The organism is Pantoea sp. BJ2 (assembly GCF_040255075.1).
Classification (GTDB): domain Bacteria; phylum Pseudomonadota; class Gammaproteobacteria; order Enterobacterales; family Enterobacteriaceae; genus Pantoea; species Pantoea leporis.
Genome location: NZ_CP158294.1, coordinates 349,355 through 373,911 on the forward strand (window position 1 = coordinate 349,355; position 24,557 = coordinate 373,911).

Here is a 24,557-nt window from a genome sequence, read left to right on the forward strand (position 1 = left end):
TTTATTTTCAAGATGTGAGCTATCCCGATTTCTAAATCCCGTGATATATAATTAAACCCTGAACTGAAATTAAGTTTTAAATTTTTAATTTATTCTTAATCACCTGCAGGTAGGTTACGGGGGAAAAGATGAACTGTTACATATTCGGTGATTTTATTTTAAACGAAAAGGATGGTCTTTTTCGTAATGGTAATATTGTTAATCTGCCACCAAAAGAATTCTCTGTGTTGAGTATTTTGGTAAAAAATCAGGGTAAGCTCATCAGTAAAGAAAAGCTGATCAGTGAAGTCTGGAACAATTCTTGTGCAGTTAGTGATGAATCACTGACGCGATGCGTTTATATGATCAGAAAAGCACTGGGAGAAACCTCGGCCAAAAAATTTATCGATACCATTTATGGTAAAGGGTACCGTTTCACGTCATCCGTATCGCGCAAGAATATAGAAGAACCAACAGAAGGCAGAAGTTCACTTGTCGCAATGCTTCCTTTTAGTCTGGAAGAGAGAAAATTCTCGAGAGTCTTATTTGATTATTTATCTGGTGTAAGCAGTCGTTTCGACAAGTACGGTTTTACCTTCACACCTGCAGCTATGACAGTTAACAACATGGATCTTAAAACTTGTTGTGAAGAACTTAAGATGAATGGAGTCGCGTATTTTTTAACGGGAATGGAGGTGGTCGCTGGCAAGGAGCGTATCGCAAAGATTGAGTTGACCGGAAGTCATTCATTGAGAGTAATTGAGCGAAGCAGTGTGACGCTGAGCGGCGATGTGGCAATCGATCTGATTAACTGTACAGAAGCCGTTGATGGATTGCTTAAACGAGCTTATATCAATGCAGATAAAAAATATATAAAGAATATCGCTGATACCCGCTCATGTTATTACTTCTATTCATCTAAAAGCAGAACACCGGCGGTACTGTCGAAAGAAGGACACGTTTTCCCAACGGATATCATGGATTACGATCCAGATATGTTATGTGTTCTCGCCGGATCTTTCCTGTCCCTTTCATTTCTGAATGCAATGGAAGAGAGCAGTGCAATAAAAGTCATTCTTAACATACTTGACAGAGCCCTTGAAACGGAACCCCGTCATATGCTGGCGTTGTCTCTGCGGTCGCTCATGCTTAACTCTGAGCTGGCTGAGAACGTGGAAAATGAATTTCATCTTGCGATGGTGCTTTCTCCGCTTTCAGCAGAAGTTTATTACTATTATGCCTGCTACTTGACACGGGAAAATGACCTGGAAAGAGCAATGCGCCTGATTTCGATGGCCATGGCACTGAATGGGGAATTTATGGCGGCAAAAATACTTTATGTTGTCATTACTTATCTGACAGTAGGTTTTAAGCAGGCAGTCTCAGCCTCACGCGCGATAATTGGTAATGATAAGGCATGTGACGTCATACTCAGGGGTATAATGGTGGTGCTATATCTTGAAAATGATAATGGGATAATGGCTCAACAATGCATTGATGAAATCAAGCGCTATAAAGACGATTGCCTCTTTGTCAGGCAGGTTTATGATTTTTATCTATCAAGAAGGAAACACAAACCGTTAGTTCTCACTGGATTGAAAAAAGTCGGGGAAAGCGTAATTAAATGATTCTTTGCAGAAGATGTAATTAAAAATTCTGCATCAGACAGTTTGTAATTTAAAAGCAATAATATATTGATTAGTTTTTAGGATCCACTTCAAGATTTTATGAATGATAAACATCTGTATATTACACATTCATAAGTTCTTATTGAAAATTCACCATCATAATTTAAGACCTTTTTTTTAGCGAGTGTTGCTATAAGTCATACTAAACTGCAAAAAGTTGGCTGATATCTTACAATATGGTAGACAAATATGTATCTTCTGGAAGATAGGGTAGTTTTCGATCCCGAAAACAGCTTGCTGTATGAGGGGAACAAAAAGGTCGTCCTTAATGCGAGTGCCACGCGTTGTCTGGATATCCTTATTCGCTCAGACGGGAAACCTGTCACACGTACAGAGATGATTGAAAAAGTCTGGATTAACCAGGGAGCTCTTGTAACAGAGGCATCTGTCAGACAAACTTTTCATTTGCTGCGCAAAGCACTCAGCACTTTTTGTCTGTCCGAGCATCTCATAAGAACAACCCGCCGACAGGGTTACAGCATTAATAAAACACTTGTGAGAAGGAAAAGAATTCTTAATATTGAAAGTCTCTTTGGGTATATTAATCAGTTTTGGTTTTACATGATGATAGCGTTGATCATTCCTGCAATCGTCACAAGTATTATGATGTATATGGTCAATATTGGTCGCTGAAACCTGATTTCAAAACATTCAGCGTCGCTGGACGCGATGAAACTATAATAATATCCTGCGCTGTCGTACTTTGGGGGTTGCAAGCAACCCCCTTTTTTTCAACTTAAATTTGTTAAAACACCGTTATAGCATATTATCTTGTTATTATTTTTCATCGCGAATTATCAAAATTCATGATAATCAGTGGGTTGCAGAATTGTCATCATAATTTACACTCCGGGCACTTGTGGATGCAGAGCGTCCAAAATAATATGTTGTCACTTTATTAATTACATACCGTAGAGGATGATGATTAAACATGACTAACATGAATAGTCCTGAAATGGTTGAAAGTGAAATGCTGAATGCTGAAAAATGCCACTTACCCGGTATTTTCACACTTGACTGCCGTATCAATGTTCTTAATGTCCATGGTACTCAGCAAAGCATATATCTTTCAGAGTCTCAAAAAAGGCTGATGCAATGCCTGATGAACAACATAAGTTGCAAACGAAGAATTATTAAGTTTGTATGGCATGAATGTCATCAGCGCATTCGTGACAACAATTATCACCAGCTTGTATATCAGTTTCGAAATACCCTTACACGTCATCAGCTCCCCGGAAATTTGCTTGTGACTATACCGCATAGGGGGCTGGTTTTAAATACGGAAGTGTTATTACCTGCAGCGACTCAGGACGGACGCTTTGACTTTACAGGAACAAGGTCGTCATCGCGTTTATGGAATCCATTGTCTGTCATTGTGCGTTTTTTTCAGGGCCTACCCGGGCTAAAAAAGCAATCAACGGTAAGCAAGGAATGTATAACGGTCTCTCGTCAGTCAACACAAGGTGCCGATACTCTGAGATGAAATCACGGGCAATACAGCAGGGCTGGTCCAAATGGCGCTGCTGCCCATCCTTTTTCTTGTCCAATTGTACCCTTCCAGAAAACCGTGCTGCTTAATCCTGTAGTTTTAATTAGTCTTTAAAATTAGCTAAACGACAGTCTTCGTCTCATATCAACACATTTATTCATTTATTAATATATCCAGTCCGATATCTGCATAAGCAAACGGCAAAAACACATTTTACAGCAACGTAAATCATAAGCAGTTGACCCGGCATGTCACGCCGCCGAGCTGCGCCTAAGCTTGGTTTAAGTTTTAATTTAGATCTGGTTCAACAGGTCCGCTATCCGTAAGGAATCACGTACTGCTACAGTGAACAGTACGTTAAACCGGATTGCGGCCCTAAGGCATATCGGCCATAACAAACCGTCATTATGATACACCAGATGCGACGGCAATCTTTTGGGACCCTATCTGAAGATTTACGCATTCGCTAATTGTATTTACCGGTTGCAGCATATCATCAGCATGGTACACGCAGTCAGATGATGGCTGTAGGTGTCGTCGTAATCTTTCACATGCGGGATGAGGGTGTAATTAATAACACTTTGGGCTCACGGTTGAGAGTGGGCAGGGTATGCATCAGCCGGTTTGATGATCAGAGTCATTCGCACCGGCATCATATTCATTGTCGGCGCTAAATGCCTACAGAGTTTGATGGTACAAAAAAATGATGTTGTGGCTTTTTCGTGCTGCGTTCTGTGCAAGTCTTACGCATGCGGCTTTCATGTATGGTGGTGGTGAAATTCATGTGGCACGCGTTGGGTTTAGTCGTGGTGATTTTTCGAGGCCAAAATAGTAAGGAGCGCATTATTAAATTAGTCATTTGGTTTAGTTAAATATCCGCGCGCAAATTTTCATTTCGAATTTTCCTTAGCTCATACTTCGACAAAATGCACTTGTTATTTTTTGAAATGATCATGCTGAATTTTGCGATGTTTTCCACTGTTTTTTTGTGTAGTCTGGATTGAATTAAGTCTGTTTACAAACCTGATATCGACCAGGGAATATAGTCCGCTTCCTCTCTGGAACACAGTATTGTTTTGGCGTAATTTCTCCGTACGTCTCAGTATAATGCGCAGGTTTTGATGAAAACCTGGGTGGCGTTTTTTCACTTTTTTAACAATGCACCTTTTCTTTCTGTATGTAAAAACTAATCATGAGAGGATTTACCATGGCCAAATTGCTTCAGAGTGACCTGTATACCGAAAAAAACAATCAATTGACAAAATTTGATGCGAAAATAAATTCAGTGCCGGATAAGAGTGCTAAGAATAAAATTTATTACAGTAATACATCACATCGTGTAACTGTGCCTGTTTATAACACTTACAAAAAAGATTCCACTAAACCCAAGGTGTTTGGCTATTACACTGATTGGGCAATGTATGATGGTCGTAGAAGCCTTATTAATGCGGAAAAACCTAATCAGCCTGAGAGTTGGAAATGGAATGATCTTTTTGATGTCGAGCTTAGCGAAGCGGGACGCGGTGTTGATCTGGGGAAAATTAATCCGCTGGCATATGACAAAATTATATTGGGATTCGTGGGTATCGTAGGGGATCAGGGTGAAAAAAAAGGATCAATTGATTTAGGCTGGAGTCATGTAAAGGGAGGAACTCCTGACCAGGTAAACGATCTAGGCAAGATTACTTTCCTGGACGAGTTTTCTGATGCTGAAGTAGGTTACAACGTCAATGTACCGGATGGCGCGGCTTGGCCGGGAGGAACACCAGCCACTCAAGATCCTAACAAGGGCGACTGGTACATGGAAGGTAAGACGAGAGGACTTTTTCAGGGTTTGTTTAACATGAAAAAAATAAACCCTGACCTTGAGCTGTCATTCAGTATTGGTGGCTGGAGTATGAGTGATGGCTTCTATCATGCTGCAAGAAGCGAGTTGGGTCGGGAAAATTTCGCAAATTCAATTTTATGGCATCTCAATCGCTTTCCGATGTTCACCGAAATTGATATTGACTGGGAATATCCTGGTGCGGTAGGTGCGGGGAACAATTATGATGAAGATGATTGGGAACACTATGTTAAGCTTATAAAAAAACTTAAAGAGACCCTTAAAGACACCCCACACAAAAATCTTAAAATCAGTATCGCGATATCAGCCGTGCCTGATGTGATGGCGTTATCTAACCTTCCAGCGTTAATTGAGGCTGGCGTTACCGGCTTGAACGTCATGACATACGATTTCTTCGGTACCGGCTGGGCCGATCACGTCACACATCATTCTGCACTGAAGCCGACCGGGCGTGATTACCCACCGATTGGTGGTGATATACCTCAAGCTGTGTCCAGCGTGGAAACCGCGGTGGATTATCTGGTTGATGAACTAAAAATCGACCGTTCAATGATTTTTGTTGGGTATGCTGGCTATTCACGTAATGCAATAGTTGACAGTCTCGTAAAGGTTTCGCCGTTGGAGGCAGAATATGAAAAATCAGCAACGCAGGATGTAATGGGCACGTTCGAAAGAGGAACGACCGAATGGTACGATCTTATTTACAATTATTTTGACCTTGAAGACCCGAAAACCACTAAGGGAAGCAAAAACGGCTTCAAGCTTTACACCGACACCGTTGCAAACGCAGATTTTCTTTATAACGCAGAGAATAAACTGTTCATGTCGCTTGATACGCCGCGCTCGGTAAAGGCCAAGGGTGAGTATGTTCTTGAGAAAAATCTGGGTGGGCTATTTACCTGGACTATTGACAACGATAATGGTGTTCTCGTGAATGCGGCACGTGAAGGCTTGGGCTATACCATAACAAATGAAGTTGTTGATATGAGCGAGATGTATTTTGAAGGGGATACGGGTGAGGACATTACACCGCCAGTGACATTTGACCCTCCAAGAAATCTGACATTTGTTTCTGCCACTGCGGATTCAGCGACCGTTTCGTTTGATAAACCCTCTTCTGTGCCTGAAGGCTATACCGTGGTGTATCAACCTTATGCAATGGTCCTTAATTCTGGCAAAATTCATAAACTCAATCCTATATCGACTGGTTCGCGAGCAGATTACATTCAAAAATTGTATATAAACCTTAAACCTGAAACTAAGTATCAGGCATGGCTGCAGGCAGTCTATAAAAAAAATGGATCTCCGGACAAAGAGTCTGAACCCAGTAACCTAATTGAGTTCACAACGGATTCAGCCGACTTGCCAGAGGAGCCTACTAACTGGCAAAAAGGTATTGCCTATAAAACTGGCGATTTGGTTAATTACTCTGGTAAAGTATGGGAAGCTATCGCTTCGCATGTGTCATCAACAGCCAACAGACCTCAGGCTGGTGCGACTTTCTGGAAGGAATACACGGTGTCAGACGCTATAAGAAGTTTAGTTAGTTCATCTTTGGGGAAAAAAGTGACGTTAGTTCTAAAGGGAACTACCGTGCATGGTGATCCTTCGAGCGTGGCGAAACTGATTAAATTACTTAAGCTGAACTAAATCGTTATCCCGCGACATAAGCTTCAGGCTTATGTCGCGGAAAACTATTAATTACTGCACTATTGTTGTCTGTTTGTGATGCATTCAGGAGCCAGTAAACTTTTACTGGATATGTCAATCAGCCCTTTTCCTGGGCGAAAAGGTTTTCGACTCTTTTAGGGACGGGGACACAACGGATGAAACGATGCCGCCACTTTAACAAAGCGGTAGAGCCGAAGTATCTGTCCTGTTCAAATCGACAGTAATCTTAGCTGGTTATCTTGCAATCCATATCCCTGCACGAGACTACCAGTCATTCAGCGTATCCATACTTTTGCTTCATCTTACTTATTATCAGAAATCCTTTATCCTGTATAAACTAATACTCGCTCGTCAGAATTGTCATAAGTCTGTTACACAGCTGTCTTCCCTGACTGGTTTAGGTGATGCATAGCGAACATCGATTGTTAGACAGACTACTATTATTGCACGAAGTGCTCGTTAACGGTGAAATATCCTGGCCAGTGCGGCGAGGACAAAACTTGCGGAGTCAATATTCGCAATCTTTACCATTGAAGGATGTTCGGCTAATCAGGCCTTATCCAGATATATTCAGATGTCTCATCATGAGCAGGGTGGACTGTATATATTCAAAATGAGGACGACACCCAGTTAGTGTTAGCACTCAACCAGAAAAAATATGCGTTCGAAATTTTGCGTTTCACCACTAATGGGATGTCTTAATACTTTTAGGTGGTGACAGGCCATGTAATTCATTACCTATCGGACTGATAATTTGATGCAGTGATTGTACGCAATAGTGTATAGCGTCAGACCGTATGATGGCCAGACAGGTAGCCCAGACCTTTAAGTATTAACAACAGTGGCCTGCTGAAAGTCGGTCGTGATAAAGACTCGTTATGTAAATTTTATATTGTTCAGCTCCGAAATTAATAAATGCACTCACGTATCATTGTTCAGTGCTTCTTACTACATTTCTTTATATTTACCTTATGAACCATGTCACGGATAGATTGTAGATTCTCCACCTCTTCACTAGAAAATGAAACATCAAATTTTTGCTGTATACGTAAAATTATCATTTTGTACATTGGGTAATCAGCTCCCAGCGTTTCGTTAAGATTGTCACCAGACTTTAACTTTTCACTCTTTGTATGCATAAGTTCCGCCAGGATCAACCGGATTTGTTTTTCAGTTTCACGCATGATGTTGTCCCTTCGAAGATTTATAGTAACGAAGAATTTCAAGAGTGGTTAAAAATGCAGTCCGTCTCTTGCAATATTTAGCTGAAAGTGTCACGTCTCATCTAACAAAATTAAATGCTAATTTTAATAAGAGAGGCAAGCAAGTTTAGTTGAAAATTAGTGTTGGCGTAAAGCTTCTTGAAAGTGCGCCGGAAAGATTTTTGAAGAATGATAAGGAGTTTTGACTTTAAAGATTCCCTAAAAAAAGGGTAGGCGACCAGCAATAAATGACACCAGAGAATGTCGATTATCGATTATTCTTACGTCAGAGCCAGCTTAATTTAATTCGTCTAAATGAACTTAGCGGAGCTGCTCAGTACCAGGATTTTATTATGTATCGTCAAAAATTAAAATTAGCCAATAGTTAATTCAGTCTGTTGAAAGTCCATTTTTGGTGCGGTTGTTTTTTTTGTCAGGGGTGTTTGCATTTTACGCAACACCCAGGGATTGCATAATTTATGCTGATCAAATATAACTCTGTGGGACATGGTGTCGCGTAAACCTGTTATTTATGCCAGCTTCTGGGCTGAATGCAGTGGTTAAACAAATAACCATTAGTCAGTGTTAACAGAGTAAATTGTTCAGGATGTGGGATTTCATGTCCTTAACACCTCACCGGAATGAATTTTTATTATTCTTCCGTTGATTATCGCTCTTTAATTTAACTCGTTTTAACTGCTATTCAGGCAGATGGAGAAATTCTATGAAATTAAAAGCATCAGTGGCCCTTTTAGCCCTGGCAGGTTTGTGGTCAGTCAACGCATCCGCAGATGGCGTTATCACTGTAACGGGTCAAATCACCAACACACAATGTACGCCAGTCATTACCGTGGATGATCCTAACGACCAGGTCAGTGGCCAGGACGTAGCGCTTAACTACGGTAAAATTCCGGCCACTGATTTAACTGATGGCAAGTTTAAAGAGAAATTTGTGAACTTCACCTATTCGGGATGCACAGGAATTAATACGGCCTCTTTAAGCTTCATAGGTTCAGCCTCTCAGAGTGATCAGGCAGCATTCCAGCTCGCAGGTAATAATGACATTGGATTATATCTGAATGCTATAGGGGATGGCGGGGACCAGGCCATTACCCCTGATGCAGGAGCGACTGATCCAATTGATTTCGTGAACGGCGGTGCAGCTCTAACAGTTGCTTTCTCCATAAAAGCATTTGAAGGTGTCACGCCTACTGATACTGACTTCTCCAGCAGCATTCAGTGGACTCAAACATTGCTTTGATTAATCGTCTCTCCGGTGAGTTTCCGGAGAGACATTTTATTGGAGATGCAAAGTGCTCAAGAGTTTTTCTTTAAAATTAGTCTCCGGATTATGTATTTTTCTTTACACCCTGAGTGTTAACGCAATGGTCACCTATGACACTACCCGGGTAATTTATGATGAACGAGGCGAAGTAAAATCAGTTTCTTTTCTTGCAAATAATACGTTGTCGACACTTGCTGTTGAAAAAAAGGTTAAGCCTCAACCCTTTCTTGTTCAGGCGAAAATGTTGTCTTCTTCCTTGTTCAAGAAAAACACAGGTAGTAATGAGCTACCTTTTTTTATAAGTGCGCCATTGCAGGTAATTCAGCCGGGTATGGGGGGGACGTTTACGTTTTATAAACGTGAATCCTCTCGTCTTCCTGAAGATCGTGAATCCCTTTTCTGGGTATCACTTAAGCAAAAACCCCAATTAGACAGTAATAAGAAAAATCAGCTGGCAATAGATGTAACAACTGAAATGAAATTTTTTTACCGGCCAAAAAATATTAAAGGTAGTGCTGTTGAGGCAGTTAAAAATCTTGTTGTTACGAGATCGCCCGGGAAATTAGTCATTAAAAACCTATCTGCGTTTTATGTAAACTTTTTTGAACTCAATATTGGTAACGACGCTCTCTTTTCCCTGAAGAATGGACTTAGTCCTGAAATGATTGAGCGTGAAGCCATGATCGCTCCCTTTGATCAAATGACGGTTAATCTTCGTCCGGGACAGCGAGGTCCAGTAACGTGGCGCGCAATTAATGATTTGGGGTCGGTTGTGGGGCCATTTACTTCTCCGTGACGCAGAAGGATGCTTATGTTAAGGTTAAACAAAAATAAGGCATGGAATAGGCTGGCCGTTGAACTTCGCTGGCGGTTAATGATGGGCTGGGCTGCCGCAGGTATTATTTATGCCCCACATGCCAGTGCTGAGTTGTATTTTGACGTTTCAGATATTAATGAGTCGTCAGGGAACACTGCCAATATTGATTCTTTTAAATACGGGACTATTCCTGAAGGCACTTACCGGGTTGATGTGTACGTCAATCAGCAGTATTTCCTGAATCAGGAAATTGATTTTAAAAATCAAGCTGGCTTATATGGTTTGCAACCTGTATTAACCGTTAAAGAATGGGAAAACATGGGTGCTCGATCCCCGGGGCTTACCGCGGAAAAAGATAAAAATACCAAGTTGACCGACATCGGTCGTTATATCCCCGGTGCGGCTGCAGCTTTTGATTACAACCATCAAAAGCTCGTAATCACCATCCCGCAGGCTTATCTCAATACTCGTGCGCGAAACAGCATTGATCCCTCACGGTGGGATAATGGGATCAATGCTTTTTTAATGAGCTACAACATAAATGCATCTGAGGGGCGTCAGAGAGATGACGATACCCAATCTGATAGTCTCTATGTTAATTTGAGGCCGGGAATAAACCTGGGTGCCTGGCGTTTAAGAAATAATTCCAGCTATACCCGTAATGTCCAGAAATTTGATTCGGTTTTTTCAAATCGGACTCGCTATGTTACGGATAAATGGCAAAGTCTTTCGACCTACGCTCAGCGTGATTTAGTATCATTGAAATCACGGCTGACGCTGGGTGAAAGCTATACACCGGGTGATGTGTTTGAGAGTTTTACTTTTACAGGTGTTCAGCTTGCTTCCGATGACAATATGCTGCCTGACAGCCTGCGCGGGTTTGCGCCGGTTGTGAGGGGTGTTGCTGCCACTAATGCGCAAGTCATTGTTTCGCAGAATGGCGCAATTGTTTACCAGACTTTTGTCCCACCAGGCCCCTTTGCACTTACCGATATTCTTCCCGCCGCCAATGGTGGAGAACTGAATGTCAGTATTAAGGAAGCGGACGGCAGCGTAAAAAACTTTATTCAGCCTTTTGCCTCGATTCGTGGCATGCAACGTGAGGGAAGGGTACGGTTTTCTGCCACGGCGGGGCGTTACCGATCCTTTTATAATGGTGCGGACAAGCCTGCATTCACACAGGGCGTGGCTCAATATGGATTCAGTAATGACATTACCTTCTTTGGCGGCAGCATAGTGGCAGAAAAATATCTAGCCCTGAATGGAGGTATTGCAAAAAGTTTAGGGGATTTTGGTTCGGTTTCACTTGATACAACGTTTGCTTCAACAACGCTTAAAAACGATGAAAAGAAAAAAGGCCAGTCCTATCGTCTGCAGTATTCCAAAAGTATTCCTGATACCGGCTCGGTTCTCTCGGTCGCCGGTTATCGCTATAACACGTCTGGTTATTATGATTTTGCTGAAAGAAATCAGATGAATATAACTAACGATGACAGCTGGCAGTGGCAATATAATAAACGCTCCGGACTGCAGGTCTCACTCAGCCAGTCATTGAGTGACTGGGGAAATCTGAGCGCCAGTTACTATCAGCAGAATTACTGGAATACAGAGGGTATCGCGCGAACCGCCTCACTAAATTACAGCAAAAACATCAATCAGATAACCTGGAACCTGAGTTTGCTGAGCTCGCGCACGCCCTATAACCCTACGGATAATCAGATTGCTATTTCCGTACAGGTGCCTCTTGACCAGTGGCTTACAGGGGCAAGGGCGCGTTATTCATTTAGTCACTCCGATGATTCAGGAACGTCCAATCAGGTTTCGCTTAATGGATCCCTACCTTGGGCGAAAAACATTGATTACGGTATACAACAGGGTGTGAATTCGCAATCCCATGCAAATGGCGGAGTATCGGGCTCCTGGCGCGGAAGCGCAGGCGTCCTGTCGGGGGGATACAGTTATTCCGGGGATAGCCGATTGGCCAATGTGGGACTGACCGGCTCTCTGGTTGCTCATAAGGGAGGCGTGACCGCAGGTCAGCAGATTTACGAATCAGGAATTCTGGTTCATACACCCGGAGCATCTGGTATCTCCGTTGAAGACAGCAGCAATATAAAAACAGACTGGAACGGTTATGCAATTGTTCCTGTAGCCACAGCCTACCGTGCCAATCGGGTGAAAGTGTCTCCGGGCGATGTTGATACGGATGCAGATGTCAGTAATCCGCTCACCACCGTCGTTCCTACGCGAGGGGCGCTGGTGCTGGCGGAGTTTGAAACCAACATAGGCCGGAAAGCACTCGTGCGTCTGATGCACAATGATAAAGCGGTACCGTTTGGGGCCAGGGTATTTATAGATCGAAAACAAAATTCAAAAAATATCACGATGCCTTTCTATGTTGGAGATAACGGTGACGTCTATCTGACAGGACTATCTGATAATGAGTCAGTCAGTGTGGAATGGAATGAAGGGGAAGTCACCGTTTCCTGCAGGACAAATATTGAGACGGGTGATCTCAGTCGTACCCGTAAAGGCATTATTGAAACCCGCGCGGAGTGCAGATAATGAATGTCATTACAGCTTTTCAGTCCTGCTGGAACAGGAAAACGCAGGGGCGTCTTCGTGTCATACGCGCAATAGGGTTCTTCAGCCTGATGTGTTTAGCAAAAGAAGGCGTTGCGGCTTGCACAGTCAACAATGCATCACAGCAACCGGATTTTCCCGCGCAGGTTACTGTCCCCCGCAATGCGGCTCAGGGAGATGTTCTCGCAGAGAGTAATGTCACGCTTACGGGATTGTGTACAGCAGACAATGCGGACGAGAGTAATGGTTTCACCGTATTTAATGATGCTTCGAACCCACCATGGACGCTTTCTACGCTGCCAAATACGGTATATGACAGTTCAACAGGAATGGGGTTGTTGCTGGAGTTCTCGACCGATTCGGGAATGAGCTGGCCAACGGCGGGTGCTCTCAATGACGCCAGTGTTGGCTCTGCAAAACTTAATGCAGGAAGCGAACCTGTTCCGTTTAACCTTAATGCAAGAGCGAAATATGTTCTTGTTGAGCAGGGCAAATTGTCTACGGGGAGCTTGCCGCCACAGGTTATCAATTTTAACCAGCGTGCAACCAGTGGAGGAGAATCTCAGCGTTTCTTCTCCCTGAGCCTCCCTTCGGTAAACGTCATCCATGAAACTTGTGATATTACCACTGCAGATATCACTGTCGATATGGATACCGTCAGTATCAGTCAGTTTCGGGGAATCAACTCGGTTGCTGGTAGCAAAATGTTCAACATCGACCTTCAGTGCGATGGCGTTGCAAGCATAGGGTTAAAGTTCAGTGGAGCCAGCGCTTCCGGGCGCACCGACGTGCTGACGTTGACGGGCGGCAGTACCGCTACAGGCGTGGGTGTTCAGATACTTTATGATGAAGTACCGGTTCGTTTCGATAATACCACCGTACCCTTACAGGACCCGACAAATGCGGGGGGGTACAGTATTCCGCTCACCGCCCGTTATATACAGACGGATTCTGAAATAATCGGGGGGAAGGTCAGCGCAACTGCAAGTTTTGGTATCGTATATCTGTAAACATGCCGGCATGTGAAAATACTGCGTTTGTGATTATTCTTTCGGGAATGCAGGCTGATGTTCCATATTATTCAGGTCCTCTTGTGACCATAATAAACCAACAAGTATTGTAATGCTCAGACACACATAAGTGAGTCTCGCTGGCCTTTTGGAAATAATGCGGATTCACACTTCTGAATAAGAGGAATTCACGTGATAATTTTCAGCGCAGCCAGTATATATGGACAAGGATTTATGTAAACTGCCGTGAAATGAACAGCACTGGTAATAGGTATCGATAATGTGAAAAGAAATTAAACTGATGAGTCCGGATTATAGACTTCGAAGTGTGGGAGGGTATTTAGCAAGCCACGCAATATTCTGTCAATTTAATGTGTAAGCATTTTAAAGATGTCTGTACCCATCGGTGCAGACTACCGGGTTCGTAACATTAACCTGTTATCGGAGTGATTTATGAAAAAAGTAGCGAATGATAAAGCTGATATTGAGGCTGTAGCACCAAAACACGGTTACAGTAAGGCGTCTCGAGCATACCTCCTTAAAGAACGTTTACCTCCGGGAAAATTTCCTATCGGTGGAGGTGTTAATCAGCTTGAAGCGGGAAAATTTTTCCCTGCGACGGAGAGTAATATTTACGAGGAAGAGCCGTTTTCTAAGGATACGCCTAATAACACTCCTCCTAAGGATGAGCAGATAGCCAGTGCAGGCAACACGGTTGCTATAGAAGTCGGTATGGATGACGTGCTAGATCCAGTTAGTAACAAAGCCTGGCCAACTATTGAAGTGAAAAATGGTGTCAGGCTGCCTGTAGTATGGACATGGCAGGAGGGGCAGATCCATGTCACCCGACGTTATAATTATTTTATTACAAAAGCAGACTGGGATCCGGCGAAAAAACTGAGTCGCGCGCAGTTTGAAACTAAACCTATATATCAGATTCAATTTCCTGAAAATCCACATGATGAGTATAGAGATTCTGCCCTCTGGCCGAGTGAGCCGACGATTCACAATGTTCTCTTACCTGAACGCACTGGGTATCATGTTTTGCTAAGCGTATGGGAAGTTGCGGAAACCGGGAACGCTTTCTATCAGGTATTTGATTTGAATTTCAGTGGCAAAGAAATTTCCTCAAGCATATATCCACCTGAAGGATTTCGTCTGGGAGACAAGACGATTAACAAATTTGAAGGGGCGATGATCTCTAAAACGCCAGTTAATCTGAAATGGCTTTCACCAAAAGAGCATGGCGCTTCGCTGCCAGAGTTCTTTTATATCTACCGAGACGGGGTCAAACTTGGTCAGGTTGAGGGTACAGAGCTTGGCTATTCTGACGCCACGGCTAAAGCGGGCACGCAGTATGAGTATTCCGTGACGTCCGTGGAAGGAATAAATGAATCCACGCATTCGCATATTCTGAAGATATTGATTGAGAGTCAGAGCGAACCGGAGCCGGAGAAACCCCTCCCCCCGACTAATCTGCACCAGATGGGTGTTCAACCGACCAGTATTAATCTGATGTGGAATAAGCCTTCTGATGTGAGAAATGTGAGAGGTTACATTCTCTATGTAGGTGGACAAAAACTGGTTTCGCTGAATGGGGCAGAAACCAAAGAATATATGCATTCTGGACTCACTCCGGATACGGAATACAACTATTATATTGTCTCTGTATCTAATACTGATAAATTGTCCGAGCCGAGTAATACGTTAACGCAAAAAACATTGCCTGAAAGCAGTGGCGAACAGAAGCCGTCAAAACCTGTCAACTTGTCCGCTAAATCAGTCTCATCAAGTAAAGTTGTGTTGGTGTGGGACAAACCTCTTGAAAATCCAACCCTGGTGCAGGGTTATCAGGTACATCGCGATCCGGATTCACGAAATGAGCAGAAGTTCAGCGTCGGAGTGACGGCAACAGGAGGCGAATTTACTGACCCATCAGTTAAGGCTAACAGCGAGTATAATTATTCGGTCACTGCCGTTTACGATGGAAGTAAAGAATCTGAAAAAAGTGATCCGCTTTCTGTTAAAACGCCTGACTATGCAACGTGGTTGGCAGGCACATCCTACGTTCAGGGCGATATAGTAAGGTATTCGTCAATACTCTGGGAAGCTAAGAACGCGCATGTGGCAAGTAACGCTAACCGTCCGCAGGCGAATTCGCAGTTCTGGATAAAATATTCTTCCTGATAAAATGCTGGTATCGAAAGGCTGAATACTAGAAATGTGATTTCAGGCAGTTTGAAAATGCTTATAAATTCCATTGCGCTATATCAGGAGTATATTCAGTTGATTTTTGATGCCGGTTTATCTCTCTGACGTTTCAGGTACGTCAGGAATATATTCGGTTTTCTTCTTCTGATAAGTATTCAGTCCCCACTTTGCAAAAAGTGGGTTTTTTTTGTCTTGCACACAGACGCAAAACCAGTTTGTTTCACGTGGTCATTGATCCGAAAAATGTTATAAAAAAAGCCACTGGGCAGTTTTCAGGTTAAGGTGCAGCGCTTATAACGGAATAACTTTGATGGCTGAAGTGAGATTCCACAGGGTCTATGTGTTCAGACTGCACTGAATAACTTTGCTTATTTGGCATAGGCCAGGATATGAGTGTAAAGAATGCAATAATTGTGAGTGCTCACCGCACGACCGGCCACGACGCTGCCTATTACACTGAGATAAAAGGGAGATTGAGCAGCTAATGGACGTCGACCATCCGGTCTTTGGTATCGCTGAACAATATCCTTTTTAAGGCTAGGCCGAATTCTTGACAAAACCGGCTGCAGTGAATTTCAGAAGTGAATTAAGTTGATGACATCCGTATTGTTCTGCCATATGAGAGTCGACCGTCGATTCAGAACTTTAAATTACAACGTTACGTCAGAAGATGTCTGATTAATGCCGTAATCCGTTACGGCGAATGCACGAAACATCCTCAACGTAAAAAGGGGGCTAACGATAATACGTTTGAAAGTAAATAATTCGGCCACAATGATTGTATTATTCAAAACTGCGGCTCAAATTCAGCCAGCAACTGCGCATGCCGAAAACATAAATTACAATGTCTTTACTCATAAATGCCGATTACCATAAATGTAGGTGGAGCTGATAGTGTAAGAGGTAATAGCTGGTGTAAGACAGCATAAGGAAAAAACAAAATGTGAACATAAAAGCAAGCGTAGATGTCGCACTACGTTCAAAGACCGGTTGTTCACGAGGGCTCGATAATATTGCAATAAGAGGAACAATTAACAGGAAGTGGCCAATGAAATCTGTCATACCAAAAGGAATAAAAGCGAGCGTCACCAGTATGAAAAGTATGACAAGCGAGGCAAAACTTGCCAGTTTTCCGGTCAGAATATGCCATGTCAGACAAAACTCAACGAAGCCTGCCGCTTTAATATATAAATCCATGTCGATACCCATTAACAGATAATCATGGTTGGTTAAGAGTTGCTCGTAAAGAATCGGTTGCATAAACTTTTCAATTGCTCCCCACATAAAGGCAAAGCAACTGGTAAGTCTGACAATTTCAAGAGCAAAGGTAATAAGTCCGGTATTTTTGACAGATTGAACAATAAGATACACTGCGGTGCCTACGAAAATCAGATAATCTATCATGTGGAAAAGGCCGTATAGCTGGATGGCATAACCGTACAAAAATAAAATACCCAGGCCCGCAATGAAACTTGTTTTATAATGCGGTGCTGAGAGCGCTATGAGCAGATGAACCCAGATCAGCCCAGGGTTATCGATCACCAAATCGGGCGTAAGAATGATATCAGGAAAGAAAAAGAACAATAAAGCAAAAAAGACACTGGTTCCCCATCTCATTAACGCGGGGACAAAATTTCTGATTTTCTCAACAAGTGGACGCCATTTGGGCAGATCAGCCGGTGCAGGCCATAAACGGTCAAGACAGGATGTCACATATATAACACCCAGAGATAGCGCCAGGAGCAAAAGCATGGGTACCGTTATGAATGTTTCATAAAAGGGAACGGGAGCACGTGTGGTATCGTAGTTAACGAACCATTTAACGTGCGCAGAGGCCACAGATGAAAAGAGAATTAAAACAGCAATAAGGCTATATTTCATATCAACTCATCCTTTATAGATTAATACGTGTGATTTCATTATGAAACAGATAAGCACTTGGAGTTTATTGTTATTATAACTATAATACTTAGTTAATCGGCATAGTATTTTGCCTTTGAGAATCTATTTTTTGATTCATCAGAGACCATTATCTGGACGCTAAAGATGCACGTCTCGAGAATGGCCTGTTCTTTACTAAGATAGATATTGTCCGGTATGAAAACTTAATTTAAACGAAGGGGGGAGGTTAACAGAGTGTGGGCTATGCAACCATCATCTTGTGGGGTTTGTTAAAGAAGGACACATGGTGGTTCAGTTTAAAGCTATTTTGATAATTCTGAGAATGACGGCAGCTGTATAAAGCTATCACTGTGTTTTGTTTACTACGGACAAAAGTCTTGTAGCAATGGTGAAGTAGTTCAGAAGAAGAGGGCAATACTATAGCAGGCGGCTCCTGAGTGACTGGGAGCAAAAGTCGGCCTCCTGCCTGATATGTGTGGCATCAGATTTCTGCATAATGTGATCAGCCAAGGCAGGGAGATTAGGATATATTGCTCTCAGTATATGGCGGTCGAGGTTTCTTTGCCCGTAGTTAATAATAAATAAAACACACAAGCCTCTGATGATGCCTAAAATTAGCTGCAAATATGATGTCCTGCTTACATCCCGTTACAAATGCGCTTATAAATTCAGGGCCAAATAAATCTTACTTAAATTTATTAAAGTATAGTTTAGCATCATCTGCACGCGCTCACATCTGCCTGCCTGACGTAAAAAGGCAGGCAAATTGTCAATTATTGGTTACTTATTGCTGCTCAACTTACCTGCCCAGCGGTACTATTTGATATGCATCCGAACTAAATATAAATAGGTCACCGAAGCTGAAGGAACTATAAACAGATAATTTCATCATGTAATATGTCTTGTGATCATGTTAACGTGGTCGAAATCTGATTGTCAATTAATTACAATTGGTGTAAATAAAGTAACGAGGTAGCATTATATGTTGAGTAGTTCGATTATGAGCAAGGTCGCATTTAGTCGTAATTTAACCCTAAGGCAAAAATGTGAAGTTTTACGCAATCGGGAATTTACGAAAGAATTTATCAATGTAAGACAGTCATGTAAGACTGAAAAATTCTCTGCTGATGCGTCAAAAAAATTAAGAAAGTTAAACCACTCTCTTGATAACGCCAGTGCGTGTTTCAAAGCTCTCAGGTTTACAGAGGAACTCACCGGTACCCAAAATCATAGTATGATGAAATTCGCTCTTAAACATGCCCTCATTTACCGGGACAATATGGAAGTATTTTCAAAAGGGATTAATAACGGCGAATTCAACAAGCTCTGTTTCTTAAATTATCACTTATTATTGCGCCATCATAAATTGGAAGGGGAAGTGCAGGCACTCATTCTGAAGCAATAATGTCCACAGAAGCTCGGGTGGATTTCTCATCATAGATGCAGGACGGGCACTGTGTTTCAGAATGCTTGCGGGGCATGCACTCGGCGTTCTTATGCTGAAAATGAGTGTCATCGTGCATATACTACAGGCATCGGCGCATTCATGAATACGATTAATGAGCGTGTGTTATTCATCACAAAGTTATTATTGTTGAGATGCGTGCATATATTAACTTTGGTGTTTGAATCATTATCGCCTGCCCAGCCTGTTTCAGGCACAGTACTCTTGAATAATAAATATCCCCGCAGGAAGGATAAAGAGCAGCCGAAGGCTAAGAACCCCCGGCTGGATGATCACCGATAACGCTCAGGCCAGATTTCAGAGGGTTCCTTTTTCAGAAACTCAGCGATGATGCGCTCGGCTCTGGGCCAGGGTCGATAAAATACGTTGGATAAACTGGAAGAGGATAAGCCGGCCTCCCGTGACAACGCTGAGAGACTGCTGCCGGCTTTCCGGATAGCACAGAGAATATCAGCTCTGTGCCAGTTACAAGGGGGAGGTGTCGTCGCTACCGGTACAGTGACTTTGTTATCAGTACCGGCCACTAACACCTGTTCAGTACGCTGCTCGTCGTGCATGGAATGCTCCCTGGGTGGCGAATCGAACAGGGTTAGGACTACCAGTCAAAGCAACCGGCGAGGCCGAAGCCTCCCCCATCCGACCCGCCATTGAAGACGAGCGCGGACCGACTAAATATTGCTATTCAGTCTGCTCTGATTAAGGGGTCCTAATCCCTGCCATCCTGTTGATGGCAGGGCCATTTTAGCTGAGAGTGGTGCGGTTCGCAACGTAACCTTGAGGTGTTAAACGACTCGATAACATCATTGCGGTTCGGTGAGTACCTCTTTTAAATCAAGCTTTTCAACTTTTCTCTGATGGAGGGCATAATTGATAACACCGGTCAGTCTCAGTTTCATTGCAGCTACTGTGCCCGCGTCCAGTTCGGTCTTGCTGTAAATAGCGGAATCAAAGTCAATCAGGTTCATTTTTTTTGTGCGTCGGTCATACAATAAATTGCCGGGATTGAAATCTTCATAAAAGATTTTTTTAGATGACAGCTTATCGATAAGCTCATCAAGTATCAAACCGCCTGATTCTTCGATATCACGTTTCAACTGGATCATCTCGCCCTGAGCTCTCAGGCTGGATAAGGGTGTTCCATCGACTTTTTGCATATAAACCACGACTTTCTTACTGTCGCTATTCTCCTCGATTTTTGCGCTGGCCCCTGAATTTCCGTAAAAAAGGTTCATCCCTTTCACATTAAGCTTAGCTTTGGTTGCCACTTCTCTGTCACCGTATCCCTGCGGACTGTCTAAAGAGCTTCCCTGATATTCAGTGTGATAGATTTTTTTAACGATCTTCCTGCCAGCAGTGATGACAATTCCGCTTCCTCCCCGGCCCACCTCAGGATGACCAGCAACACGCAATGATTCTTTTATCCTGCGGGGCATCCCTTTAAGTACATCGGGCATATGTGACACCGCGCGTGCCAGGCCTGCTCCACGCGCCAGTATTTTTATGCCTCTGGTGACGTCAGTGACGTCCAGTGTTCCCAGTAGTCCCGTTACCAGGGCCCACTCCCGCTCTCCGCGCTTCCATAACGCTACTGCTTTCTGAATATCATCAATCAGTGTCATCGTGGTTAAACCGGCACAGGAAATGACTGCCGCAGGACCCGATGCGATACACGCGGGAAGAACCATCATCCCGATACCTGTCATCGCGGCATCCCTAATCACCTCCCAATGGCTTATAGTCATTTCGTCCGCATCGGCTATCTGCCTGTTTATCATTTCAATAAACAAATCGTAGCCGGGGACAAGCTCATAGCCTGCCGTGGCTTTCCCGGAGGTTGCCTGCCTGAACGCATGATCAATAAGTTTTTTATCGGCAAGTTTTACCCTGGCACTGACCATCTCCCGGGCCGGTGATGAGCACCTCATCAGGGTATTAAAATCAGCCAACGTAAAAATGTGCCGGCCGTGGATAGCATCAGGTGTATAAACATATTGCGTCGTGATGAAATCATTCCGCCTTCCTTTCATCTTCCGATCTCTGAGTGTAAACATCACACATCCCGGAACATGCACATTCCCGACCGTAAGAGGAGCCTTAAAATCATCACCTGATGGCGTATCTTCTGTGAGCATGGCAAGACGTCTGGCATCGTTCGCGGGCAATGTTCGTTCTTTTTCCATACTCAGCGCGAGTTGCATTCTGGATATTTCCACTGCATTCCAGGCATTGCGCAGTTCAAGATTCATCGGCTGGCTGAGGTCTTTTAACTTCTGAAGATGCGACTGATAATCCGTGCCGGGAAAGCCAGAGCGCATCGCCTCATCCAGTCCTCCCCTGATATCGTCCTGATTTAGCCTGAGGTATAACTGCATTGCGTCGTGTAAGTGCTGCCGTTCGTCGGATTTAAGCGTTCCGACGTAACGTTCATCAGCCGTTACTGGCTTCTGAGCCTGTTGGTCTGGTGTTTTAATAATGCGCTTTAACGTAGTAGCAAAGTTATGCTTTTCTCTCTTACTGAGACTGCTGACGTAATCGTCATCAGCAACAGAAACGGGCAAAACTTCCATGTCAGCAGCAAACTGATCACCTCCCGCCTCGTGGCGACGAAGATAGGCAGCGTACTCTGTGACAGACCCGATATTTTTTCCGTTGAACGGTTTAATCAGCACCGCATCCGGATTGAACTCTTCAGCCCTCTCGTAAATGCCCTTATCTTGCAAAAAATGACCATATGCTTTGTTTGCTGTGATCCAATGGTGAGTAAACTCTAACAGACTAAACACCTTTGCATCGGCCCTCAGGCGCTGCCAGTTTGCCTGCTGGCGGGAAAGCTTACTGGCTGCCCTCTGACTGACAGCATCAGGATGAAGAAAGCCGACATTTCTCACCAGTAACGCTTCAGAAAATGTCATCATTGCCTCACTGAACGTGCGGCTGTTTCCCGGTGTAAATACAAGGCCGGCATTACGCTCTTCCCATATGCGCGCATCACCGTTCAGCGCACTGAAAAATGCTTCTGCTTCAAAAAGGTTATGCGGTTTTTCCGCCCGTAAAGCCTTCTCCAGACTCCCGTCTGCCGCCACGTAGGATCCAAGCGCTTCTTTGCTGTAGAACTGATGCATATCCTGTTCAGAGTTGAAATAGTGACGACGCTTACTCGAATCAGCGTCGTAAACCACAAAGCATCCGTCGCTGTCACGTAAAACAAGCCAGCCAGTGAGAGGGATCTGGAACTCACGGCCCGCGATGTCCTTCGCCCTGAAGGTCAGTTGCCCCGCAACAACGTTTCCCTTTTCATTTCGGAAGTTGTTGATAATGTCCAGCCCGCGAATATTATCATTGCTTCTCAGCTGGCCTTTGAGATCGGCTTCCTCTGTGCTCAGCTCAAAATGCGTTTCCGTGAGTCGGCGGTATGCCAGCAGAACGAGGGGATTGCGCAGAAACGCGTCTACACCCGGTGGAGCGGCGATATCTGTCAACCCGTTACGAAATGCCTTTAATCCCTCCTGATTTAACGCGTTATCGCTCGCCCCAAAACTCACCGTCAAATCCGGTGCATAAAGCATTTCTTTGAGCATGCCTGTCTGCCATGCATCTTCAAGCGTAAGGCTGACGCCTGAAGACAGGCTAATCGTACCTGCCTTTTCAGTAATCGTCGCGTTCAGATGAACAGTTTCAGGCTTCTCATGGAGCTGAAACTCTCCCAGTTTCTGCACCATCTGTACATATCCCGGATGCTCATGAAGCACCTGTTGTAAGGAAGATCCCAGCGCAACCTGATTACTGGCAACGAGATCAAGCAGCTTTTTGAACGCTTTCTGACGATCTTCATTTGCATAAAACAGCCAGTGAAAGTTCTCCCCTGATGGCAGTTTATTCCGCCAGTCATCAAAATATTTTCTCTCGCTTTCCGCCAGTTCCTCCGCTCTGGAGCGCTCCAGTCCTCCCAACGCCTTCAGTGCTGATGCTGTATTACTGGCTGAACCCGTTAGTAAGGTAAACGCTGAACGACGAAAACGCGTTTGTTTCTGATCAGTCGGGTTATTGGCGATAAACAACGCTGTATCAAAAAAGTGCTGTAAGCCGTATGACTGCAGTAGTTTTAAAGATTCGCTGACAAAAGCAGTACTATCACCAAGGTTCTGGTACAACTCTATTAGAAGATCAGCCACCGAGCGTACAATCAGTTTCCCTTCGGCATCTGTTTCAATGCTTCCGAGATCTATCTCAAGAATGTTCAGAAATTCCTGTAAAGGAGAGGTTAATTCGGCAGCTGGCAACGCATCTGTCATTGTCATTTTCACGACGCCCTCATTACCCGTCGCGGTTTGCCCGGATGCCGTGAGAGCATTTCTGTCGGAACGTGTATACCATTCCACCGCCGTTTTTCCCAAAAAAGTCAGTCCCGCTACGCTGACTCCGGCTAACGCAAACATCGGCGTATTACGTCGTATAACTCCAGGATTAAGTGTTTCCAGAACCAGTGCGCCAGCAGCAGCAGCTTTTTCTGGCAATAACGCATCTGTAACTTGTTTTGCATTGTTCACTGCAACGGGCATCGGGAACGATCTTTCATTGAAATGCGTTACAGGTTGAGTCTGAGGAAGCGTATTTACTTTCTCTGGTGTGATGACAGACGAACAGATGGTCTTTTCTGACAATCTGTTTTCCTGATTGGCAAAGTCCTTGCCATTTTTTAAGTTCAGACTGTCGCCTGATATAACGCGGCCAGGCGCTGGCAGGGTAGTATTCAGTACTGCAATCAGCCCTAAAATTGCTGCCGAGGTGTTTTTTTTCGATGCATTTCCAGCGTGACAGCCGGAATATGCTGAAAGCGCTTTCAGCTTTTCTGACTGCATTGTGCTGGTGAATTTTTGTATCTCACATGAGTTTTTTTTTCCGGGATCTGTTCTGAGTTTGCTGTTAAAAATTTCGCTTTTTAGATTCAGATTATGGTAATCAGGAGGAGTTGGCGGTACTTTCATCATCTATCCTGTAATTTTACGGTAACAATTTTGTAATTTATGCTTAGGGTGATTTTGCAGGAAGCTTGCATGAAGTCCTGTTTGCGAGCACATGTATTGAGATAGTTATGATGGATATACTCAGAGGTCAGAGACCACTTATTTAGGCTGGTGGCCCCGGGTACCGACATAAGCTTGCGTACTCTTCTCTCGCTTCTGTGTTTATTGATTATTCACGTTATTCTTTTTTTCCGTGAGACAGTATTCAGGAGTGTTTAAGGCTGGTTTTCAGACTCAGAAGGGGTTTTTAAGCACCTTGATAAATATCAAATCGAGGGGGTAAGGTTTGTCACGATGTGAAGCCTGAACGCCGTATTCGTGCGGTCTGTTCCTGCAGCGCACTTCCGGGATACAAATGCGTTATCAACGCTGACTGCTTACGCCT

Annotated in this window: 14 protein-coding genes; 10 read left to right on the top strand and 4 right to left on the bottom strand. The window is 43.7% G+C overall.

The window, feature by feature from the left end:
- Window positions 1-128: 128 nt before the first annotated feature.
- The 4 genes from AAF463_RS24815 to AAF463_RS24830 all read left to right on the top strand — a co-directional run bounded on the left by AAF463_RS24815 (window position 129) and on the right by AAF463_RS24830 (window position 6,652).
- Entirely contained in the window at window positions 129-1,607 is a 1,479-nt protein-coding gene (locus tag AAF463_RS24815; protein ID WP_350262571.1) for a winged helix-turn-helix domain-containing protein, read from the top strand.
- 249 nt (window positions 1,608-1,856) lie between these two features.
- On the top strand, window positions 1,857-2,300 hold the full coding sequence (locus AAF463_RS24820) for a winged helix-turn-helix domain-containing protein (protein ID WP_350262572.1): 444 nt from the start codon (window positions 1,857-1,859) through the stop codon (window positions 2,298-2,300).
- A 298-nt stretch (window positions 2,301-2,598) separates the two neighbouring features.
- Window positions 2,599-3,150 (top strand): hypothetical protein, encoded by a 552-nt coding sequence (locus AAF463_RS24825; RefSeq protein ID WP_350262573.1) that lies wholly within the window; start codon window positions 2,599-2,601, stop codon window positions 3,148-3,150.
- A 1,213-nt stretch (window positions 3,151-4,363) separates the two neighbouring features.
- Window positions 4,364-6,652 (top strand): glycosyl hydrolase family 18 protein, encoded by a 2,289-nt coding sequence (locus tag AAF463_RS24830; RefSeq protein ID WP_350262574.1) that lies wholly within the window; start codon window positions 4,364-4,366, stop codon window positions 6,650-6,652.
- A gap of 956 nt (window positions 6,653-7,608) precedes the next feature.
- Here the strand turns inward: AAF463_RS24830 and AAF463_RS24835 are convergent.
- A complete protein-coding gene (locus tag AAF463_RS24835; RefSeq protein ID WP_350262575.1) occupies window positions 7,609-7,857 on the bottom strand; it encodes an acyl carrier protein in 249 nt (82 codons plus the stop codon).
- A 742-nt stretch (window positions 7,858-8,599) separates the two neighbouring features.
- Between AAF463_RS24835 and AAF463_RS24840 the strand changes: the two genes are divergently transcribed.
- The 5 genes from AAF463_RS24840 (at window position 8,600) to AAF463_RS24860 (ending at window position 15,757) form a co-directional block, all read left to right on the top strand.
- Window positions 8,600-9,136: a hypothetical protein gene (locus AAF463_RS24840; RefSeq protein WP_350262576.1), complete on the top strand. Its 537-nt coding sequence runs from the start codon at window positions 8,600-8,602 to the stop codon at window positions 9,134-9,136.
- Window positions 9,137-9,188: 52 nt separating this feature from the next.
- Complete coding sequence (locus AAF463_RS24845; protein ID WP_350262577.1) at window positions 9,189-9,956, top strand: molecular chaperone; 768 nt, start codon at window positions 9,189-9,191, stop codon at window positions 9,954-9,956.
- Window positions 9,957-9,971: 15 nt separating this feature from the next.
- Window positions 9,972-12,542 carry a fimbria/pilus outer membrane usher protein gene (locus AAF463_RS24850; protein ID WP_350262578.1) on the top strand — a complete coding sequence of 857 codons (2,571 nt, stop codon included), beginning with the start codon at window positions 9,972-9,974 and terminating at the stop codon, window positions 12,540-12,542.
- Window positions 12,542-13,570: a fimbrial protein gene (locus tag AAF463_RS24855; protein ID WP_350262579.1), complete on the top strand. Its 1,029-nt coding sequence runs from the start codon at window positions 12,542-12,544 to the stop codon at window positions 13,568-13,570. The genes AAF463_RS24850 and AAF463_RS24855 overlap by 1 nt, the downstream gene beginning before the upstream one ends.
- A gap of 453 nt (window positions 13,571-14,023) precedes the next feature.
- The gene (locus AAF463_RS24860; RefSeq protein WP_350262580.1) at window positions 14,024-15,757 is read left to right on the top strand and encodes a lytic polysaccharide monooxygenase; all 1,734 of its coding nucleotides are present in this window, start codon (window positions 14,024-14,026) and stop codon (window positions 15,755-15,757) included.
- A gap of 891 nt (window positions 15,758-16,648) precedes the next feature.
- Here the strand turns inward: AAF463_RS24860 and AAF463_RS24865 are convergent.
- On the bottom strand, window positions 16,649-17,662 hold the full coding sequence (locus AAF463_RS24865) for a hypothetical protein (RefSeq protein ID WP_350262581.1): 1,014 nt from the start codon (window positions 17,660-17,662) through the stop codon (window positions 16,649-16,651).
- Between the two features lie 1,021 nt (window positions 17,663-18,683).
- Here AAF463_RS24865 and AAF463_RS24870 point away from each other — a divergent pair.
- Window positions 18,684-19,088 carry a hypothetical protein gene (locus AAF463_RS24870; RefSeq protein WP_350262582.1) on the top strand — a complete coding sequence of 135 codons (405 nt, stop codon included), beginning with the start codon at window positions 18,684-18,686 and terminating at the stop codon, window positions 19,086-19,088.
- A gap of 332 nt (window positions 19,089-19,420) precedes the next feature.
- Here the strand turns inward: AAF463_RS24870 and AAF463_RS24875 are convergent, their stop codons facing one another.
- Both AAF463_RS24875 and AAF463_RS24880 read right to left on the bottom strand, forming a co-directional pair.
- Window positions 19,421-19,672, bottom strand: coding sequence for a helix-turn-helix transcriptional regulator (locus AAF463_RS24875; RefSeq protein ID WP_350262776.1), 252 nt, complete (start codon window positions 19,670-19,672; stop codon window positions 19,421-19,423).
- Window positions 19,673-19,948: 276 nt separating this feature from the next.
- Window positions 19,949-24,136 carry a serine/threonine-protein kinase gene (locus AAF463_RS24880; RefSeq protein ID WP_350262583.1) on the bottom strand — a complete coding sequence of 1,396 codons (4,188 nt, stop codon included), beginning with the start codon at window positions 24,134-24,136 and terminating at the stop codon, window positions 19,949-19,951.
- Window positions 24,137-24,557: the final 421 nt, after the last annotated feature.

What these genes read in the sequence shown, in the direction of transcription:
- AAF463_RS24815 (WP_350262571.1), top strand. Translation starts at nt 129, where the DNA reads ATGAACTGTTACATATTCGGTGATTTTATTTTAAACGAAAAGGATGGT.
- AAF463_RS24820 (WP_350262572.1), top strand. Translation starts at nt 1,857, where the DNA reads ATGTATCTTCTGGAAGATAGGGTAGTTTTCGATCCCGAAAACAGCTTG.
- AAF463_RS24825 (WP_350262573.1), top strand. Translation starts at nt 2,599, where the DNA reads ATGACTAACATGAATAGTCCTGAAATGGTTGAAAGTGAAATGCTGAAT.
- AAF463_RS24830 (WP_350262574.1), top strand. Translation starts at nt 4,364, where the DNA reads ATGGCCAAATTGCTTCAGAGTGACCTGTATACCGAAAAAAACAATCAA.
- AAF463_RS24835 (WP_350262575.1), bottom strand. Translation starts at nt 7,857, where the DNA reads ATGCGTGAAACTGAAAAACAAATCCGGTTGATCCTGGCGGAACTTATG.
- AAF463_RS24840 (WP_350262576.1), top strand. Translation starts at nt 8,600, where the DNA reads ATGAAATTAAAAGCATCAGTGGCCCTTTTAGCCCTGGCAGGTTTGTGG.
- AAF463_RS24850 (WP_350262578.1), top strand. Translation starts at nt 9,972, where the DNA reads ATGTTAAGGTTAAACAAAAATAAGGCATGGAATAGGCTGGCCGTTGAA.
- AAF463_RS24855 (WP_350262579.1), top strand. Translation starts at nt 12,542, where the DNA reads ATGAATGTCATTACAGCTTTTCAGTCCTGCTGGAACAGGAAAACGCAG.
- AAF463_RS24860 (WP_350262580.1), top strand. Translation starts at nt 14,024, where the DNA reads ATGAAAAAAGTAGCGAATGATAAAGCTGATATTGAGGCTGTAGCACCA.
- AAF463_RS24865 (WP_350262581.1), bottom strand. Translation starts at nt 17,662, where the DNA reads ATGAAATATAGCCTTATTGCTGTTTTAATTCTCTTTTCATCTGTGGCC.
- AAF463_RS24870 (WP_350262582.1), top strand. Translation starts at nt 18,684, where the DNA reads ATGAGCAAGGTCGCATTTAGTCGTAATTTAACCCTAAGGCAAAAATGT.
- AAF463_RS24880 (WP_350262583.1), bottom strand. Translation starts at nt 24,136, where the DNA reads ATGATGAAAGTACCGCCAACTCCTCCTGATTACCATAATCTGAATCTA.